The organism is Aureimonas pseudogalii, assembly GCF_014196835.1.
Taxonomy (GTDB): Bacteria; Pseudomonadota; Alphaproteobacteria; order Rhizobiales; family Rhizobiaceae; genus Aureimonas; species Aureimonas pseudogalii.
Genome location: NZ_JACIEK010000001.1, coordinates 101,914 through 118,915 on the forward strand (window position 1 = coordinate 101,914; position 17,002 = coordinate 118,915).

A 17,002-nucleotide genomic window follows, 5' to 3' on the forward strand; every position below is an offset into this window, starting at 1 on the left:
CTTCCGGCGCGCCGTCTACGACAGTGAAAGCCTCAGACGAGGCCGGCGCCCTTGAGCGCGGAGACGAGCTCGTCCACGGAATTGACGCGAATGCCGGCCTCGCGGCCCTTCGGCTCCGCGGTCTTCAGCACTTCGAGGCGCGGGCTCGTGTCGACACCGAAATCGGCGGCGCTCTTCTCGTCGAGCGGCTTCTTCTTGGCCTTCATGATGTTGGGCAGCGAGGCGTAGCGCGGCTCGTTGAGGCGAAGATCCGTGGTGACGATCGCCGGAAGCTTCAGATCCACGGTCTGCAGCCCACCATCGACCTCGCGGGTCACGCTCGCCCGGCCATCGCCGAGTTCCAGCTTCGAGGCGAAGGTGCCCTGCGACCAGCCGAGCAACCCGGCGAGCATCTGGCCGGTCTGGTTGGCGTCGTCGTCGATCGCCTGCTTGCCGAGGATCACGAGATCGGGCGACTCGGCCTCGACCACGCCCTTGAGGATCTTGGCCACCGCCAGCGGCTCCACCACGCCCTCGACCTTCACGAGGATGCCGCGGTCCGCGCCCATCGCCAGCGCCGTGCGGATCGTGTCGGCGGCCTGCGCCGGGCCGATCGACACGGCCACGATCTCGCTCGCGCCGCCCTTCTCCTTCAGGCGGATCGCCTCTTCCACCGCGATCTCGTCGAACGGGTTCATGCTCATCTTGACGTTGGCGAGATCGACGCCGCTGCCGTCGGCCTTCACCCGGATCTTCACATTGTAGTCCACAACCCGCTTCACGCAGACCAGGATCTTCATGGGATTCTCCTTCCGAAGGCGAGGCGTCGATTCGCCGGACGAAGCATCCGGCCGATCCCGTTCATATGGACGTGCCAGCGCCGGTTCAAGCACCGGTCGAAACACGCGTGTCTTACGTCCAATCCATTAGTTCGACATTGACGTTAACGTCAACTGCGGCCGAGGGTCACGAAGTCGCTCGACACAGGCCTCGCTCCTCGCCGAACGCCGTCAGCGGTTCTTGCCGGGCACCCAGAGCACGTCGGCGCGCCCGCCGTCGTTGGCGTGGCGCGCGGCCACGAACAGAAGGTCCGACAGGCGGTTGACGTAGCGCAGCGCCGGCTCCGACACGTGCTCGCCGTCGCGGCGCGCCAGATCCACCATCAGCCGCTCGGCGCGGCGCGCCACGGTGCGCGCGGCGTGGAGATGCGCCGAAAGCGGGGTGCCGGCCGGCAGCACGAAGGAGTTGAGCGGTTGCAGATCGGCGTTCAGCCGGTCGATCTCGGCCTCCAGCCAGTCCACCTGCGACTGCACGATGGCGAGGCGCTCATAGGGCAGCGGCTTGTCGGTCTCGGGCGTCGCTAGGTCCGCGCCGAGGTCGAAGAGGTCGTTCTGGATGCGCGAGAGCAGGGCGTCGGTCGCGGGGTCGGCGTGGAGCCGCGCGACGCCGAGGACGGAGTTCAACTCGTCCACCGTGCCGTAGCTCTCGACGCGCAGGTCCGACTTCAGCCGGCGCTCGCCGCTGCCGAGCCCCGTGGTGCCGGCGTCGCCGGTGCGCGTGTAGATCTTCGTCAGCCGAACCATGAACTTTCCCCGTCGTCTCGATCCGTGGGGGAGCTAGGGCAGCGCGCGCCGAAAGGGATGCGGAGGGCGGTGCTCAGCGCGAGAAGTAGATCGCGCCGACGATCACCGCCACGGCGATGGCCTGCAGCATCACGCGCGCCCGCATCAGTTTCTGCGAGGTGTTGCCGGGGCCGCCCACCATCATGTTGCGCAGGCCCATCACCAGGACGACGGCCACCGCGATCATGAAGGCAATGGCAAGGATCGTGAAAAGCGTGGACATCGGGCGGCCTTCGGTTGCGGACGGCAGGACTCGTCGCCCCGTGCCTCATATAGTCGTGAAGCGCGGACTGCGCGACCCGGCGGGCTGCGACCTCACGTCCCGCGCGGGGCGCGCCGCCCGAGCGCGCCGGTGGCCACCGCGACGCCGCCGGCGGCGAGCGCCATGCCGAGGATCTGCACGGGCTGCAGCGTCTCGCCGAAAAGCACGAAGCCCATCACCGCCGTGACGCCCGGCACGAGATACATGAGCGAGGCGACGCGCGACACCGCGCCCCGGCGAATGAGGACGAGCAGCAGGAACACCGCGCCGATCGACAGCGCCAGGGTGAGCCAGACGAGGGCGAGCACGAATTGCGGTGTCCAGTCGATCGCGCGGGTCTCGAAGAAGAAGGCCGCCATCAGCGTCGGCAGCAGGGCGCCGGCATATTGCGCGGCGGTGCCGATGCGCAGGTCCACCGTGCCGACGAAGCGCTTCTGCCAGACGGTGCCGAGCGAGATGGCGATCACCGCGACGACCGCCGGCACGAGGGTCGCCGGCCCGAAGGCGGCGCCGGTGCCGAGCTTGGGCGCCACCACGAGCGCGACGCCGCCGAGGCCCACGGCGAGCCCGATCCAGTGCCGACGTTCGAGACGCTCACTGAGAAGGCCGTGCGCGATCACGGCGGTGATCAGCGGCTGGAGGCCGGCCACGAGCGCCGCGATGCCGGCGGGCAGGCCGTGGCGCACTGCGAAGAAGACGCCGCCGAGATAGGCGGCGTGGATGAGGCTGCCCGCAAACGCGGCGTGGGCGAGCGCCGGCAGGCCGGCGCGGTGCGTTCGGGCCGCCCAGAGCGCCACCGGCAGTAGGATGGCGAGCGCCAGCGCATAGCGCAGCGACAGGAAGGTGAAGGGCTCGGCATGCGGCATCGCATAGCGGGCGCCAACGAACCCGGTGGACCAGAGCAGCACGAAGAACGCGGGAAACAGCGGCAGCAGCCGGGACATGGCGGGTTTCCGAACGAAGGACACGTTCGACCTGCCGGCGGAAACCATGCCCGAAGCGGCCGAGACACCCGATGCATCGTGCAGGCGGGCCCTCGTCATGGCATCCGACAGCGGGTCGCCAGCGCGGCCAGAAGACGTTAAGCGGGGCCTATCATCCAACGGAGGCCGGCGCCATGTCCCTCGTCCTGCCGATCATCGCGCCGATCTTCATCCTCATCGCGCTCGGCACCCTCACCGCCAAGCTGAAGCTGCTGCCGGCTACCACGGGCGACGCGCTGTCCGGCTTCGTGTTCCTCGTCGCCGTGCCGACGCTGATGTTTCGCACCGTCGCCACCGCCGATTTCGGCGAGGTCGCCCCGGTCTCGCTGTGGCTATCCTATTTCGCGGGCGTCGTGCCCGTCTATGCGGCCGGCATGGTGCTGGCGCGCCGCCTGCTCGGTGCAGACCGGCGCGGCGCCGTCATCGCCGGCGTTTCCGCCAGCTTCTCCAACCTCATCTTCGTCGGCATTCCCGTGGTGGAGCGCGCCTACGGTCGCGAGGGGCTGGACGTGCTCGCGCTCATCGTCGCCATCCACCTGCCGACGATGATGACGGCCTCGACGCTGCTGCTCGAACGCGCCGCCGCGCGCGACGCCGCCCAGAGCGGAAGCGAGAGCGCAGCCGAGCCCTCGATCAAGCGAACGCTTCGCCAGGTGGTTCGCAACCTCTCGCGCAACGCGCTCGTCATCGGCCTCGTGCTCGGTTTCGCTTGGCGCTTCACCGGCCTGCCGCTCGAAGGGCCGCATGGCGAGGTGATCCGGCTGCTGGCGGGAACGGCGGGGCCGCTGGCGCTCTTCGCGCTCGGCATGTCGCTGCCGCGCTATCGCATCCGCGGCGCGCTTCTCGTGCCATCGCTCGTCACCGCGCTGGCGCTGGTGGTGCAGCCGCTCATCGTGCTCGGCGTCGGCGCGGCACTGCTGCCGCCGCTCTGGCTGGCGGTCGCCGTCACCGCCGCCGCCTGCCCGGTGGGCGTCAACGCCTATCTCTTCGCGACCTACTTCAAGACGGGCGAGAGCCTCGCGGCCGCCGTGATCGTGGTCTCGACCGTCGTCTCGGCGGCGACGCTGACGGCATGGATCGCGCTCGTTCACTGAAGGGGCGGTTCACCGAGGGGCGAGGCCGAGCCCCACCATGCGGCGAATGTCCTCCGGTGTCAGCCCGGCCTCGCCGAGCGTGCGCACCGCGGCGTCGCCCCGGCTCTTGGAGAGCTTGCGCCCGTCGCCGCCGAGGATCAGATCATGGTGATGATAGCGGGGAACGGGAAGGCCAAGCAGCGCCTGCAGCAGGCGGTGCACCGAGGTGGACGGCAGCAGGTCGCGCCCGCGCACGACGTCGGTGACGCCTTGCAGAGCGTCGTCCACGCTCACCGCGAGATGATAGCTCGTCGGCGTGTCGAAGCGTGCCAGCACCACGTCGCCCCAGAGCGCGGGATCGGCCCTCACCGCCTCGCGCCCGCCGCCGCCGCTTTCCTCGAAGGCGAGCTCAGCGGACAACCGTTCGAGCGCGGCGCCCATGTCGAGCCGCCAGGCGAAGGGCTCGCCCGCCGCGATGCGCCCGCGGCGCTCGGCCTCGCCGAGATCGCGGTCGAGCGCGGGATAGAGCGGCGCCCCGTCGGGGTCGCGCGGCCAGGGCAGGCCCTCGCGCTCCTCGAAGGCGCTCGCGAAGGCGCGGGTCTCGCCTCGCGTCATGAAGCCGGGATAGACGAGGCCCTCGCCCTGCAGCGCGTCGAGCGCCGTGGCGTAATCGTCGAAATGCTCGTGCTGGCGGCGCGGCGCGGCGTCCCAGCCGAGGCCGAGCCATTGGAGATCGTCGAGGATGCGCCGTTCGAAGGCGGGCGTGCAGCGGGCGCGGTCGATATCCTCGAGCCGCAGCAGGAACGCGCCGCCCGCCGCGCGAGCGAGGTCGTGGTTGAGGAGGGCGGAATAGGCATGGCCGAGATGCAGCAGCCCGTTCGGGCTTGGCGCGAACCGAAAGACGCGTCGCTCCTCGGCGACCGGCGACGCCGCGCTCACGATGCGCCTTCGGTGGACCGCATGCTGCCGGTGCGCTCGCCATGATCCGCAGCGAGGCCGACATCGCCGAGGCTCTGGACGAGCTGCTGCGGCTCGATCCGCGGCTCGCCGCGATCGCGGCGACCGCCGGCCCCTTGCCGCTGCGCCGTCTGCCGGCGGGCTTGCGGGGTCTCCTGCGCACGCTGATGGGCCAGCAGGTCTCCATCGCGAGCGCCGACGCGATCTTCGCGCGCTTCGCCTCCCTCGTCGATCTCGACGATCCCCATGCGATCCTCGCGGCGCCCGAGGAGACCTTTCGCGCCGCCGGCCTGTCGCGCGCCAAGCAGCAGACGGCGCTCGCGGTCGCCGAGGCGATTCGCGACGGGCGGCTCGATCTCGCCCGCGTCGAGGCCGGGCCCTCGCCGGCGGGGATCGCCGAGCTCGTGGCGGTGCGCGGCATCGGACGCTGGACGGCCGAATGCCACCTCCTCTTCGCCGCCGGCCATCGCGACGTCTTCCCTGCCGGCGATCTCGCCCTCCAAGTGGCGGTGTCGCATGCTCTCTCGCTGGAGGGGCGAATCAGCGAGAGGGCGCTGGCGACCATGGCCGCCCTCTGGAGCCCGGTGCGCTCGGCGGCCGCGCGCCTGTTCTGGGCACACTACCGCACGGTCACCCGGCGCTCCGCGGTGCCCGGCGCGGTCCCAGCCGGCTCCGGTGGCGCCGAGGGTTGAACCCATGGGGCGAGGCTGCGGCAGGTCGGCGCGGCGCGGCTGTGCATCGCAGCCCCTAAGCCGTTCTGACGGCTTCACAAAGGCGACACGATAGGACACGATAGTGCAGACGCATTTGAAACGAGCATGAGCATACGGTTCGCAAGACCGGCTCCCGTTTTGCGAACCGCTGCCTTGCGTGAAGGAGAGTATCCTTGACGATCGCAGTGCAGTCCACCTTGTCGCCGGCGCTCGTCCTGAACGCGGACTTTCGGCCGCTCTCCTACTACCCGCTCTCGCTGTGGTCGTGGCAGGATGCGATCAAGGCCGTCTTCCTCGACCGCGTGACCATCCTCGCGGAATACGACCGGGCCGTCCACAGCCCCAGCTTCTCCATGCGACTGCCTTCGGTCGTCTGTCTCAAGACCTACATCCGCCCCTCGCGCCACCCCGCCTTCACGCGCTTCAACGTGTTCCTGCGCGATCGCTTCCAGTGCCAGTATTGCGGCTCGCCGCACGATCTCACCTTCGACCACGTCATCCCCCGCTCGCGCGGCGGCCTGACGACTTGGGAGAACGTCATCACGGCCTGCTCGCCCTGCAACCTCAAGAAGGGTGGGCTGATGCCGAGGGACGCGGGTATGCATCCCCACCAGCCGGCCTACCAACCCACCGTGCATGATCTCCACAACAACGGCCGGCTGTTTCCGCCCAACTTCCTGCACGAGAGCTGGCTCGACTATCTCTACTGGGATTCCGAACTCGATCCCGAATAGGCCCTGCAAGACGCTGAAGAGCGCTCGCGGGGTTTTTTGTCGGGAACTTCGCCGAACGCCGGTGTCGGGACGGAGCGCTTCCGCTCAGGCGAACCGGTCGCCGCGCGTCAGCGCCGCGCGCAACGCAACGGCCGCGAAGAGCGCGGCGAGGATGGCGTTCCAACCGGCGAGCGACAGCCCGAGAATGCGCAGCGCAGCCTCGGAACACGACGGCGCATGGACCGAATCGAGCGTCGAGAGGAGATCGCCCGTGAGATCGACCGGCGCCGCCATCGCGCAGTCGGTCGGGCCGGCCCACAACGCCCATTCGACGCCGGCATGGTAGATGCCGAGGCCCATACCCCAGAGCATCAGCCCGCCTACCACCAGCAGCAGCCCGCGCACCACCGGCGCGGGCGCGCGCAGAAGACGCGCCAGGAGCGCCGCCAGCGCCAGGGGGATGGCGAGATAGTAGGGCGTGCGCTGCTCCAGGCAGAGCGCGCAGGGAATGTAGCCGCCGACATGCTGGAACAGGAGCGCACCGCCGACCGTCGCCGACATGCCCGCCACCAGCAGGAGGGACGCCAGCGTCTGGCGGAAGCCGCAGGGCTTGCGCAGCATCGAATGCTCCATCGTCTCGTCCCGGTCTGACACCAGCCTGCGCCCAACCGCTCATCGCCGCGGTCTTGCCGCCGGGCTCTAGCACAGGCGTCGGCGGGATTCACCGGTGCGATCGGCGACGATGCCTCCGGCGCTGGACGGCTCCCCGCATTCATGGCATGAAACGGCGTCCCGACCCCTATGTCGGGCATGCGGGCGTGGTGGAATTGGTAGACGCGCCGGACTCAAAATCCGGTTCCGCAAGGAGTGTCGGTTCGACCCCGACCGCCCGCACCAGCCTCGAATTCGCTCCCGTCCGTCAGGACGAATGCCGTAGCCCTCCCATCGCCACTCGAATATCTCGGGCAATCGACCCTCGGCGGTTTTTCTAGCTTTCGCGGCTCGTTCGCGTCGCGGTGCTTGCGAGGCATGCCTCTGGCAGAGTGGCGGGACGGCCGGTCTCGGGCAAACATCTGCGTCGGGCATGGTGGCAGCCGCCATGCTTGACGCCTCAAAGAAAACGGTAATGCGCGGCGCGGGCGACGAGTTGCGCCCGGTTGCGGGCGCCGAGCTTCCGGGCGGCCGAGTTCAGATGCATGGTGACGGTGGGCGCGGAGCGGTCGATCTTCAGCGAGATCTCCTTGGCCGACAGGCCGTCGGCCGAGAAGCGGACGCATTCGCGCTCGCGCGGCGTCAGGCGCACGGCGCGCGACTGCCGTTCGCTCTCGCCGAACAGCGGCTCGATCGCAGCGTGGACGGCGTGGGCGAGCAGCGCGAAGTCGGCCAGATGCTCCTGCGCCTCGCGGTCGAAATCGGCCGCCGCGTCGTGCCGGATGCCGGTGACAGTGGCGCAGTCGCCGCGCAGGAGATGGATCGGCACGGTCATGCCGCAGGTGATGCGCGCGTCGTGGACGTAGTCGACCACCGGCGTGTGCACGTCGCTGAGCGCGCGGTTGAGCACCGTGCGTCCGTCGCTGCGATAGCTCCAGACGAAGGGCTGCGGGCTGCGCAGCGCCAGATGCTGTACGGGGTCGATCTGGTAGAAGCCGCTGGACGACCAGAGCTCGGCCATGTCGGGCGGCACGTCGCGCATGCCGAAGAAGGACGGGGTGATCAGGTTCCCGTCGTGGCTGAAGGCGACGGGCGTGTAGTCGTAGATGAGAGCGGTGAGACCGAGATGGCTCATCGCCACGTGGGCTCGGTCGAGCTTGCCGTCGATCCCGGCGACCCCCTGCAGGCTCTCCTCGAACTCCGAAACGTGCCAAGCCATCAAGAGTTTGCCCAAGACTGCCAATCGATGCAGCATGTTCACATTTTGTGCGCTGCGCTTCAAGATGCTCCAGATACGACCTATCGATTCTGATAGCTTTCGCACAGCCGCCACCCGACCCTATGGTTCGCGGCAACGAAGGCAGCCGGGATGGAACCGCCGCATGTGGCGCGAGATCGAACCAGACGAGACGAAGCGGGTCGCGGTCGAGGGCGGCGAGGTCGTCACCTACTCGTTCGGGTCGGGCGACGACGTGGTGCTGCTGCTCAATGGCGGTCCGGGCCTGCCCTGCGACTACCTGCGCGACAGCCATTCCTGCCTGATCGACCACAGCTACCGCGTGGTCGCCTTCGATCAGCTCGGCACCGGGCGCTCCGACCGGCCGACCGACCCCGCGCTCTGGACGATCACCCGCTATGTCGGCGAGGTAGAGGCCGTCCGGCAGGCGCTGGGTCTCGGTAAGGTCCATTTGATCGGCCAGTCCTGGGGCGGCTGGCTCTCGGTGGAATACGCGCTGACGCACCCCGAGGCGCTGCGCACGCTGGTGCTAGAGAACACCGCGGCCGACATCCCCCATCTCGTCGGCGAGCTCGACCGATTGCGCGAGGCGCTGGGTTCGGAGACGGTGGCGATGATGCAGCGCCACGAGGCCGAGGGCACGCTCGACCATCCCGAATATCAGGCCGCTATCACCGTCCTCAACTACCGCCACGTCTGCCGTCTCGCCGAGTGGCCGGCGCCGGTGAGGCGCTCGCTGGACGACTGGAACATGGGTCCCTACGAGACGATCCAGGGGCCGAACGAGTTCACCTACACCGGCAATCTCAAGGACTGGAACCGGGTGCCCGACATGCACCGGATCAAAGTGCCGACGCTCATCACCGTCGGCCAGCACGACGAACTGACGCCGGCCTGCGCCCTGCGCATGAAGCAGGCGCTTCCCGATGCCGAGCTGAAGGTCTTTCCCAACTCCAGCCACATGCCCTTCTTCGAGGAGCCGGCGGCGTTCTTTCCGGTGCTCGTCGATTTCCTGGCGCGGCGCGGCGGCCGCGCATGAACACGCCGGCTGGGCTCACCGACGGCGGCGCGACGCCTTCCGGCTACACGGACTGACGCGATGCATCGCTACCGTTTCGTCCTCGCCCGGCCGTTCCAGCTTATCCCGGTGCTCCTCGGCATCAGCATCGTCACATTCGTGCTGGTCCGCTCGATTCCCGGCGACCCCGCCCGCCTCATCCTCGGCACGCGCGCGACGCCCGAGGCGCTGGCACGCGTACGCGCCCAGTTCGGCCTCGATGCCCCGCTCTGGACCCAGTATTTCTACTTCCTGAAGAACCTCGGCGCCGGCGAGATGGGTCGCTCCATCCTCTACAAGGTGGACGTTCTCGGCCTCATCGCCGCCCGCATCGAGCCGACGCTGGTGCTGGTGGCCGGGGCCGTCGTGCTCTCGCTCCTCATCTGCGTGCCGATGGCGGCGCTCGCCGCGCGTCGGCGCGGCGGCGCGGTCGATCAGGGCGTGCGCTTCGTCTCGACGATGGGTCTCGGCCTGCCGAACTTCTGGCTGGCGATCATGCTCATCATCCTGTTCTCGGTGACCCTCGGCTGGTTTCCCGTCTCGGGCTACGGCCAGACGCTCGGCGACAAGCTGCACCACATGGTGCTGCCCTGGGCGACGATCGCGCTCTCGCTCTCGGCGGTGCTGACGCGCAGCCTGCGCGCCACGCTGGTGGCCGAGATGCAGTCGGACGTCGCGCTGGCCGCCCGCGCCCGCGGCCTGCCCGAGGGCGTCATCTTCCGCCGCCACGTGCTGCCGAACTCGATCCTGCCGACGCTCAACCTCCTCGCCGTCAACATCGGCTGGCTGATCGGCGGCACGGTGGTGGTGGAGCAGGTCTTCGCCATTCCCGGCATGGGACAGCTCCTGGTGCGGGCGATCTTCTCGCGCGACTACATGGTGGTGCAGGGCGTCGCCATGGTTTTTGCGGTGGCCACCGTTCTCGTCAACTTCCTCGCCGACATCCTCACCGTCACCGCCGACCCGCGGGTGAAGCTATGAGCGCCGCGCTTCCCGTGCCGACGCTCGCGCCGCTGCTGCCGGCCAGCCGCTCGCGGCGCATCGCCGGCCTGCCCGCACCGCTGCTAGCGGGCGCCGCGATGCTGGCGCTGTTCCTGGCGCTGGCGCTGCTGGCGCCGGTCGTCGCGCCCTACGATCCGATCTATCAGGATGCCACAGCGCGCCTCGCGCCGCCCTCGCTCGCCCATCCGTTCGGCACCGACAATTACGGCCGCGACATCCTCTCGCGCGTCCTCTTCGCCATCCGCATCGACCTGCAGCTCGCCGTCTTCGGCGTCGCCTTTCCCTTCGTCATCGGCACCATGGTCGGCACGGTCGCCGGCTATTTCGGCGGGATCGTCGACACCGTCTTCATGCGCATCGTCGACGTCGTGCTCGCCTTTCCCTTCCTCGTGCTGATGCTCGCGGTGATCACCATTCTCGGCCCCGGCCTGCAGAGCTTCTTCATCGCCATGGCGCTGGTCGGCTGGGTGTCCTACGCGCGGCTGGTGCGCGCGCAGATCCTCGTCCTCAAGGGCAGCGACTTCGCGGTTGCGGCCCGCTCGCTCGGCTTTTCCCACGCCCGCATCATGTTCCGCCATCTCCTGCCCAACGCGCTGACGGCCTCGATCGTCTTCGCCATGTCCGACTGCGTGCTCGTGCTCCTGTCGGGTGCGGCGATCTCCTATCTCGGCCTCGGCGTGCAGCCGCCCGCCGCCGAGTGGGGCATCATGGTGGCCGAGGGCCAGGGGTTCATTTCGCGGGCCTGGTGGATCTCGGCCTTTCCGGGCCTCGCCATCGTGACCCTCGCCTTCGCCTTCAGCCTCGTCGCCGACGGTCTCGGCGAGTGGCTGGGACGACGCGCATGAGCGCCGCGCTCGAGATCGAGGGCCTCACCGTCGCCAGCCGCGACGCCGCCGGCGAGCGGCGTATCGTCGACGACCTGTCGTTCCGGCTGGAAGCCGGCGAGATCCTCGGGCTCGTCGGCGAGAGCGGCTCGGGCAAGACGGTCGCCTGCCGCGCCCTCATGCGCCTGCTGCCGGCTTCGCTCGCGATCTCCGCGCGCCGGATCGTGATCGACGGGCGCGAGGTCTGCAACCTCCCTGAATCCGAGTTCGCCAGACTGCGCGGGCGCGAGATCGGCATGATCTTCCAGAACCCGGCGAGCCATCTCGATCCGGTGATGCGCATCGGCGAGCAGATCGCCGAGACCGTCCGCCACGTGCGCGGCGTCTCGCGGCGCGAGGCGGCGCGCGAGAGCGTCGATCTCCTGCGCCAGGTCGGCATTCCCGATCCCGAACGCCGCGCGGCGAGCTTCACGCACGAATTTTCCGGTGGCATGCGCCAGCGCGCGATGATCGCCGTGGCGCTCGCCTCGAACCCGAAAATCTTGATCGCCGACGAGCCGACCACCGCGCTCGACGTCACCGTGCAAGCTCAGATCCTGCGGCTCCTTCTCGACCTGCGCGACCGGCGCGGCCTGTCGATCGTCTTCATTACGCATGATCTCGGCGTCGTCTCGCAGCTCTGCGACCGCATCGCGGTGCTCTATGCCGGCCGGCTCTGCGAGATCGGCCCCAAGCGCGATGTGCTGCTGGCGCCGCGCCACCCCTATGCCGCCGGGCTCGTCGCGTGCCAGCCGGCGGCCAGCACCGGCGCACGGCGCCTGCGCACGATCGAAGGCCAGCCGCCGTCCGCCGGCGCCATGCCGGAAGGCTGCCGCTTCCATCCGCGCTGCCCGCGGGCCGCGGACGACTGCCGCACCCGCCAGCCGCCGCTGGAAAGCATGGGTGCCGACCACGCCATCGCCTGCTTCCACCCGCTCGCCGCGCCGGCGCCCCGTGGGGAGATCGCCGCATGAGCGCCGTCTCCCCCGCGCCCGACACGATCCTCGAAGTCGACGACGTCGAGGTGCGCTTCGCCGCGCCCGGCGGCGGGCCGCTCGGCCTGCAGCGGCGCGAGGTGCGGGCCGTCAACGGCGTGTCGCTCACCGTTCGCCGCGGCGAAACGGTCGGCATCGTCGGCGAGAGCGGATCGGGCAAGTCGACGCTCGGGCGCGCCATTCTCGGGCTCGACCGCGTGGCGCAGGGCCATGTCGTCTTCGACGGCATCAAGGTGTCCGACGGGCGTCGCGACGCGCTTCGCACCCTGCGCTCGCGCGCGGCCATGGTGTTTCAGGACCCCGCCAACTCCCTGAACCCGCGCCTGACGGTCGGCGAGACGCTGGCGGAGGTCCTGCGCGTCCACCACAAGACGAAGCGCGGCGGGGAAGCGGCGCGCGTCGCCGAGCTGCTGCGCCTCGTCGGGCTTGATCCCGCGCTGGCATCGCGGCGCCCGGCCGCGCTGTCGGGCGGCCAGTGCCAGCGCGTCGGCATCGCGCGGGCGTTCGCGGTGGAGCCCTCGCTCGTCATCGCCGACGAATGCGTCGCCGCGCTCGACGTGTCGATTCAGGGCCAGATCATCAATCTCTTCCTCGACCTGAAGGACGAGATTGGCCTGACGCTGATCTTCATCGCACACGACCTCGCCATCGTGCGCCGGCTCTGCGACCGGGTGGCCGTGATGTATCTCGGGCGCATCGTCGAGGAAGGCCCGACCGAGGCGATCTTCCGCGCGCCGCGCCACCCCTACACGGCCGCGCTGATCGCCGCGATCCCCGAGATCGACCCCGATCTTGCCCTGCCCGAGGCGCCGATGGGCGGCGAGCCGCCGAGCCCGCTCGCCCTGCCGCCGGGCTGCGCCTTCCATCCGCGCTGCGCCTTTGCCGAAGACCGCTGCCGCGAGGGCCCGCCTCCGAGCCTTCGGCGCGCCGACGACCATGGCTGGGCCTGCATTCTCGAGCCCGGCACGCTCGCCGCCCCCGCGCGAAACGTCTCTCCCCTCCCCGCCTCCCAGCCCGAACACGAGGTTCACGCATGACCCGATCCCGCATGACGCGCCTTCTCGCCGCCACCGCGCTGGCAGCCCTCTCCCTCACCGCCTCGATCGCCGAAGCCGCGGGCGTCCTCACCATCGGCCGGCGCGAAGATTCCACGACGTTCGATCCCATCGCCTCGGCGCAGAACGTCGACAACTGGGTCTATTCCAACGTCTTCGACGTGCTGGTGCGCGTCGACAAGACCGGCACGAAGCTGGAGCCGGGCCTCGCCGAGAGCTGGACCGTCTCGGACGACAAGCTGACCTATACGTTCAAGCTGCGCGACGCGAAGTTCTCCGACGGCTCGCCCGTCACCGCCGAGGACGCGGCCTTCTCGCTGCTGCGCATCCGCGACGAGCCGACCTCGCTCTGGTCTGCCACCTATTCGATCGTCGACACCGCCACGACGAGCGACCCGAAGACGCTCGTCGTCAAGCTGAAGGAGCCCTCGGTGCCCTTCCTCGCCTCGCTAGCGCTGCCCAACGTCTCGGTGCTGCCGAAGGCGGTGGTCGAGGCGAAGGGCGAGGAGTTCGCCTCCGCGCCGGTCGGCTCGGGCGCCTTCTCGGTGAAGGAGTGGATCCGCGGCGATCGGGTGATCCTCGAGAAGAACCCGAACTACTGGGAGGCCGACAAGGTCAGCCTCGACGGCGTCGAGTGGATCTCGGTGCCCGACGACAACACGCGCATGCTCAACGTGCAGGCGGGCGAGCTCGACGCCGCGATCTTCGTGCCCTTCTCGCGCGTCGAGCAGCTGAAGCAGGACAAGGATCTCAAGGTCTCGCTCGACCCCTCCACCCGCGAGGACGCGTTGCTCATCAACCATACAAAGGGCAAGCTCGGCGAGATCCCGGTGCGCCAAGCGCTCGACATGGCCATCGACAAGCAGGCGATCGTCGACGCCGTGACCTTCGGCATCGGCACGGTGGCCAATTCCTACGTGCCGAAGGGCGCGCTCTACTATTACGCAAATAACCTGCGCCGTCCCTACGACCCCGAGAAGGCCAAGGCGATGCTGGCGGAAGCCGGCGCGAGCGATCTCGCGCTCGACTACAACGTGAAGGCCGGCGACGAGGTGGACGAGCAGATCGCCGTCCTCATCCAGCAGCAGCTTTCCAAGGCCGGCGTCACCGTCAACATCAACAAGGTGGACGCCGCCTCGCAGTGGGACATGTTCATCGCCGGCGACTTCGACGTCGCGGTGGGCTACTGGACGAACGACGTGCTCGACCCCGACCAGAAGACCACCTTCGTGCTCGGCGACGATTCGAACATGAACTACATGACCCGCTACAAGAACGAGACGGTCAAGGCGCTCGTCGCGCAGGCCCGCACCGAGGCCGACCCGGCCAAGCGTGAGGCCATGTATGTCGAGCTGCAGAAGACCGCCAAGGCCGAGGCCAACTGGATCGACCTCTACTACAGCCCCTACATCAACGTGACCCGCGCCAACATCGACGGCTTCTACCAGAACCCGCTCGGCCGCTTCTGGCTGGAGGACGTGAAGAAGAACTGACGCCCGAGGGCCGGCCGGCGCGTCATCCGCCGACCGCCATCGTCAATTCTCGCCGCCGTCACTCCTGAAACGTGACGGTGGTCACCTTCTTCTCCACCAGCTTCGACAGGGCCTCGGCGTCCCAGTTCGTCAGCCGGACGCAGCCATGGCTTTGCGTCTTGTCGATATGCGAGGGATCGGGCGTTCCGTGGATACCGTAGGTGGGCTTGGAGAGGTCGATCCAGACTGAGCCGACCGGCCCGTTCGGCCCCGGCGGCAGCGTCAGCACCTTCGTGTTCTTGCCCTGCTGGAAGTTTTCCTTCGGGTTGTAGGTGTAGCTCGGGCGTGACGCGACGGCCTCCACGATCACCTCGCCCGAAGGCGACGGCGTGTCCGTCGAGCCGATCGAGGCGGGAACGGTGAGCACCAGCGCGCCGTCCTCGGCATAGGCCAGCAATTCTCCCTTCGACTTGTCGACGACGATGCGCGTCACCTTGGTGGTCGGTTCCTCGCCGGTGTCGGCCACCAGAATCGTCGTCCCGGCCTTCGTGAAGTCGGCGTTCGGATTGAGGCTCCTCAGCAGGTCCTCGTCCATGTGGAAGCGCTCGGCGAGCATCTCGCGCGGGCCGCGAAAGGCGATCGAGTTCAGCTCCGCGAGCTTGGCGTAGTCCGTCGGCAGCTTGGCGATATAGGGGCCCTTCGCGTCCTTGGCCGTAATTTCGTAGGTCTTCAAGACATCCCCGCCATCCACCGCTAGGATGTTCCAGAGATCGGCGTCCGGCTCGCCGTCCACCGGCAGCCCCCGCATCTCCTCGTAGGCACGCACCGCCTTCACCGTGTTGCCGCCAAGGAACCCGTCGATGACGCCGGGCGAGGCGTGCGCGCGGTCGAGCAGCACCTGCAGACGGATGAGGAAGGGGTCAGCCGATTCCTGCTTCGGCGCATCCACGGTGTCGGTGAGATCGACCTCGTCGGATGCCGATGCGCCCGCCGCAGCGGCGCCGGCCTCGTCAGGTGCCGGATCGTCGTCGGAGGGAAGCCCTTCCGGCGCCGGCGCGTCTTCGGTTTCGCCCGCTTCCGTCTCGCCGGGGGTGGCCTGCACTGCCGCCGCTGCCTCGGCCTCCTTCGCCGCGCGTTCGCTCTGGCGTTGCTGGAAGGCCTCCAGCGTCGCGCCGTCGATCGCCTCGCGAGAGAGTTCGGCGGAAAGCGCGGGAGCGGCCGTCGAGGCCAGAAGCGCCGTGAACAGGAGGGCGGCAGGTCGAAGGGTCGGCATGGGAAACTCCGCGAAGGCCGAGCGATCGAGACGAAGCCCTGGTGCCTGCTCGTCGCCCGCGCCCTCAACGATCCGCCGCCGCCCCGGTTGCCCCCGAGATGGCAAGGCGACGCTTCTTTTCGTTGCCGCGACGCGTCAGCCGCCGGCGGCGTCCAGCTTGGCCTTGTCGTCGGCGTCGAGCGTCAGCTCCGCAGCGCGTGCGAGGCTGGACAGCTGATCGAGACTGGTGGCGCTGGCGATCGGCGCAGTGACGCCCTCGGCCGCCATCACCCACGCGAGCGCCACCTCGGCGGGCTTGGCCGAGAGGCGAGCCGACACCGCGTCGAGCGCGGCGAGGATGCGCTCGCCCTTGGCGTCGAGATACTTGCCCACTGCGGTGCCGCGTCGACTTCCCTCCAGATCCGCCTTCGTGCGGTACTTGCCGGACAGGAAGCCGGAGGCGAGGCTGAAATAGGTGACGACGCCGATCTCTTCGTCGATGCACAAGTCTCGAAGCGGCCCCTCGAAGCTGCCGCGGTCGTAGAGATTGTACTCGGGCTGCAGCACGTCGTAGCGTGGCAGGTTCGCTGCGGCCGAAACCTTAAGCGCCTCGCCGAGCTGGGCAGCGTCGAGGTTGGAGGCGCCGACATGGCGGATCTTGCCGGCCTCGCGCAGCCGCTGATAGGCACCGAGCGTCTCCTCGTATGGCGTGTCCTTGTCGGGCCAGTGCGAGAAGTAGAGGTCGATCCGGTCGGTCTGCAGTCGGCGGAGCGAGTCCTCGGCGGCCTCGGCGATCCAGCGCGCCGACAAGCCCTTGCGCCCCTCGCCGAGATCGGAGCCCACCTTGGTGAAGAGCGTGACCTTCTCCCGCTTGCCCGGGTTGGCGGCGAGCCAGCGGCCGATGATCGTCTCGGACTCGCCGCCGGAATGGCCGGGCACCCAGGCCGAATAGACGTCGGCAGTGTCGATGGCGTCGAAGCCGTGATCGACGAAGGCGTCGAGCAGCCGGAAGCTCGTCGCCTCGTCGGCGGTCCAGCCGAAGACGTTGCCGCCGAAGACGAGGGGGGCGATGGAAAGGTCGGTGCGGCCGAGCCTGCGATGGTTCATGGGAGATGC

The 17,002-nt window shown here is 69.1% G+C and carries 18 protein-coding genes and 1 tRNA gene; 10 read left to right on the forward strand and 9 right to left on the reverse strand.

The window, feature by feature from the left end; genetic code table 11:
* Positions 1-32: 32 nt before the first annotated feature.
* The 4 genes from GGR04_RS00540 to GGR04_RS00555 all read right to left on the reverse strand — a co-directional run bounded on the left by GGR04_RS00540 (position 33) and on the right by GGR04_RS00555 (position 2,807).
* Positions 33-779 carry an electron transfer flavoprotein subunit beta/FixA family protein gene (locus GGR04_RS00540; protein ID WP_183196792.1) on the reverse strand — a complete coding sequence of 249 codons (747 nt, stop codon included), beginning with the start codon at positions 777-779 and terminating at the stop codon, positions 33-35.
* Positions 780-989: 210 nt separating this feature from the next.
* Positions 990-1,562, reverse strand: coding sequence for a cob(I)yrinic acid a,c-diamide adenosyltransferase (locus GGR04_RS00545; RefSeq protein WP_183196794.1), 573 nt, complete (start codon positions 1,560-1,562; stop codon positions 990-992).
* A gap of 73 nt (positions 1,563-1,635) precedes the next feature.
* On the reverse strand, positions 1,636-1,824 hold the full coding sequence (locus GGR04_RS00550; protein WP_183196796.1) for a twin transmembrane helix small protein: 189 nt from the start codon (positions 1,822-1,824) through the stop codon (positions 1,636-1,638).
* Between the two features lie 92 nt (positions 1,825-1,916).
* On the reverse strand, positions 1,917-2,807 hold the full coding sequence (locus GGR04_RS00555) for a DMT family transporter (protein ID WP_183196798.1): 891 nt from the start codon (positions 2,805-2,807) through the stop codon (positions 1,917-1,919).
* 173 nt (positions 2,808-2,980) lie between these two features.
* Here GGR04_RS00555 and GGR04_RS00560 point away from each other — a divergent pair, with 173 nt between their 5' ends.
* Positions 2,981-3,940 (forward strand): AEC family transporter, encoded by a 960-nt coding sequence (locus GGR04_RS00560; protein ID WP_183196800.1) that lies wholly within the window; start codon positions 2,981-2,983, stop codon positions 3,938-3,940.
* Between the two features lie 9 nt (positions 3,941-3,949).
* Here GGR04_RS00560 and gluQRS read toward each other — a convergent pair whose 3' ends face one another.
* Complete coding sequence (gene gluQRS, locus GGR04_RS00565; protein ID WP_183196802.1) at positions 3,950-4,858, reverse strand: tRNA glutamyl-Q(34) synthetase GluQRS; 909 nt, start codon at positions 4,856-4,858, stop codon at positions 3,950-3,952.
* Between the two features lie 41 nt (positions 4,859-4,899).
* Here gluQRS and GGR04_RS00570 point away from each other — a divergent pair, with 41 nt between their 5' ends.
* Positions 4,900-5,568, forward strand: coding sequence for a DNA-3-methyladenine glycosylase family protein (locus GGR04_RS00570; protein WP_183196804.1), 669 nt, complete (start codon positions 4,900-4,902; stop codon positions 5,566-5,568).
* 194 nt (positions 5,569-5,762) lie between these two features.
* Complete coding sequence (locus GGR04_RS00575; RefSeq protein ID WP_183196805.1) at positions 5,763-6,323, forward strand: HNH endonuclease; 561 nt, start codon at positions 5,763-5,765, stop codon at positions 6,321-6,323.
* A gap of 84 nt (positions 6,324-6,407) precedes the next feature.
* Here GGR04_RS00575 and GGR04_RS00580 read toward each other — a convergent pair whose 3' ends face one another.
* A complete protein-coding gene (locus tag GGR04_RS00580; protein ID WP_183196807.1) occupies positions 6,408-6,923 on the reverse strand; it encodes a disulfide bond formation protein B in 516 nt (171 codons plus the stop codon).
* Between the two features lie 191 nt (positions 6,924-7,114).
* Here GGR04_RS00580 and GGR04_RS00585 point away from each other — a divergent pair.
* Positions 7,115-7,199 (forward strand) — tRNA-Leu (locus tag GGR04_RS00585).
* A 214-nt stretch (positions 7,200-7,413) separates the two neighbouring features.
* On the opposite strand, the gene GGR04_RS00590 is transcribed toward GGR04_RS00585, so the two are convergent.
* A complete protein-coding gene (locus tag GGR04_RS00590; protein WP_183196809.1) occupies positions 7,414-8,172 on the reverse strand; it encodes a helix-turn-helix transcriptional regulator in 759 nt (252 codons plus the stop codon).
* A gap of 163 nt (positions 8,173-8,335) precedes the next feature.
* Between GGR04_RS00590 and GGR04_RS00595 the strand changes: the two genes are divergently transcribed.
* The 6 genes from GGR04_RS00595 to GGR04_RS00620 are packed head-to-tail and all read left to right on the forward strand — an operon-like array spanning position 8,336 to position 14,655.
* Positions 8,336-9,229 carry a proline iminopeptidase-family hydrolase gene (locus tag GGR04_RS00595; protein WP_246392571.1) on the forward strand — a complete coding sequence of 298 codons (894 nt, stop codon included), beginning with the start codon at positions 8,336-8,338 and terminating at the stop codon, positions 9,227-9,229.
* 60 nt (positions 9,230-9,289) lie between these two features.
* The gene (locus GGR04_RS00600; RefSeq protein ID WP_183196811.1) at positions 9,290-10,228 is read left to right on the forward strand and encodes an ABC transporter permease; all 939 of its coding nucleotides are present in this window, start codon (positions 9,290-9,292) and stop codon (positions 10,226-10,228) included.
* A complete protein-coding gene (locus GGR04_RS00605) occupies positions 10,225-11,094 on the forward strand; it encodes an ABC transporter permease (protein WP_183196813.1) in 870 nt (289 codons plus the stop codon). The genes GGR04_RS00600 and GGR04_RS00605 overlap by 4 nt, the downstream gene beginning before the upstream one ends.
* Positions 11,091-12,086, forward strand: a complete 996-nt coding sequence (locus tag GGR04_RS00610; protein ID WP_183196815.1) for an ABC transporter ATP-binding protein — start codon at positions 11,091-11,093, stop codon at positions 12,084-12,086. The genes GGR04_RS00605 and GGR04_RS00610 overlap by 4 nt, the downstream gene beginning before the upstream one ends.
* The gene (locus GGR04_RS00615; RefSeq protein WP_183196823.1) at positions 12,083-13,144 is read left to right on the forward strand and encodes an ABC transporter ATP-binding protein; all 1,062 of its coding nucleotides are present in this window, start codon (positions 12,083-12,085) and stop codon (positions 13,142-13,144) included. Before GGR04_RS00610 ends, GGR04_RS00615 begins: the two co-directional genes overlap by 4 nt.
* Positions 13,141-14,655: an ABC transporter substrate-binding protein gene (locus GGR04_RS00620; RefSeq protein ID WP_376769809.1), complete on the forward strand. Its 1,515-nt coding sequence runs from the start codon at positions 13,141-13,143 to the stop codon at positions 14,653-14,655. Before GGR04_RS00615 ends, GGR04_RS00620 begins: the two co-directional genes overlap by 4 nt.
* Positions 14,656-14,713: 58 nt before the next feature.
* Here the strand turns inward: GGR04_RS00620 and GGR04_RS00625 are convergent, their stop codons facing one another.
* A complete protein-coding gene (locus tag GGR04_RS00625) occupies positions 14,714-15,907 on the reverse strand; it encodes a L,D-transpeptidase family protein (protein ID WP_246392573.1) in 1,194 nt (397 codons plus the stop codon).
* A gap of 135 nt (positions 15,908-16,042) precedes the next feature.
* Positions 16,043-16,993, reverse strand: a complete 951-nt coding sequence (locus GGR04_RS00630; protein WP_183196825.1) for an aldo/keto reductase — start codon at positions 16,991-16,993, stop codon at positions 16,043-16,045.
* Positions 16,994-17,002 lie beyond the last annotated feature (9 nt).

What these genes read in the sequence shown, in the direction of transcription:
- GGR04_RS00615 (WP_183196823.1), top strand. Translation starts at nt 12,083, where the DNA reads ATGAGCGCCGTCTCCCCCGCGCCCGACACGATCCTCGAAGTCGACGAC.
- GGR04_RS00580 (WP_183196807.1), bottom strand. Translation starts at nt 6,923, where the DNA reads ATGCTGCGCAAGCCCTGCGGCTTCCGCCAGACGCTGGCGTCCCTCCTG.
- GGR04_RS00545 (WP_183196794.1), bottom strand. Translation starts at nt 1,562, where the DNA reads ATGGTTCGGCTGACGAAGATCTACACGCGCACCGGCGACGCCGGCACC.
- GGR04_RS00550 (WP_183196796.1), bottom strand. Translation starts at nt 1,824, where the DNA reads ATGTCCACGCTTTTCACGATCCTTGCCATTGCCTTCATGATCGCGGTG.
- GGR04_RS00560 (WP_183196800.1), top strand. Translation starts at nt 2,981, where the DNA reads ATGTCCCTCGTCCTGCCGATCATCGCGCCGATCTTCATCCTCATCGCG.
- GGR04_RS00625 (WP_246392573.1), bottom strand. Translation starts at nt 15,907, where the DNA reads ATGCCGACCCTTCGACCTGCCGCCCTCCTGTTCACGGCGCTTCTGGCC.
- GGR04_RS00610 (WP_183196815.1), top strand. Translation starts at nt 11,091, where the DNA reads ATGAGCGCCGCGCTCGAGATCGAGGGCCTCACCGTCGCCAGCCGCGAC.
- GGR04_RS00595 (WP_246392571.1), top strand. Translation starts at nt 8,336, where the DNA reads ATGTGGCGCGAGATCGAACCAGACGAGACGAAGCGGGTCGCGGTCGAG.
- GGR04_RS00590 (WP_183196809.1), bottom strand. Translation starts at nt 8,172, where the DNA reads ATGGCTTGGCACGTTTCGGAGTTCGAGGAGAGCCTGCAGGGGGTCGCC.
- GGR04_RS00605 (WP_183196813.1), top strand. Translation starts at nt 10,225, where the DNA reads ATGAGCGCCGCGCTTCCCGTGCCGACGCTCGCGCCGCTGCTGCCGGCC.
- GGR04_RS00570 (WP_183196804.1), top strand. Translation starts at nt 4,900, where the DNA reads ATGATCCGCAGCGAGGCCGACATCGCCGAGGCTCTGGACGAGCTGCTG.
- GGR04_RS00630 (WP_183196825.1), bottom strand. Translation starts at nt 16,993, where the DNA reads ATGAACCATCGCAGGCTCGGCCGCACCGACCTTTCCATCGCCCCCCTC.
- GGR04_RS00600 (WP_183196811.1), top strand. Translation starts at nt 9,290, where the DNA reads ATGCATCGCTACCGTTTCGTCCTCGCCCGGCCGTTCCAGCTTATCCCG.
- GGR04_RS00540 (WP_183196792.1), bottom strand. Translation starts at nt 779, where the DNA reads ATGAAGATCCTGGTCTGCGTGAAGCGGGTTGTGGACTACAATGTGAAG.
- GGR04_RS00555 (WP_183196798.1), bottom strand. Translation starts at nt 2,807, where the DNA reads ATGTCCCGGCTGCTGCCGCTGTTTCCCGCGTTCTTCGTGCTGCTCTGG.
- GGR04_RS00620 (WP_376769809.1), top strand. Translation starts at nt 13,141, where the DNA reads ATGACCCGATCCCGCATGACGCGCCTTCTCGCCGCCACCGCGCTGGCA.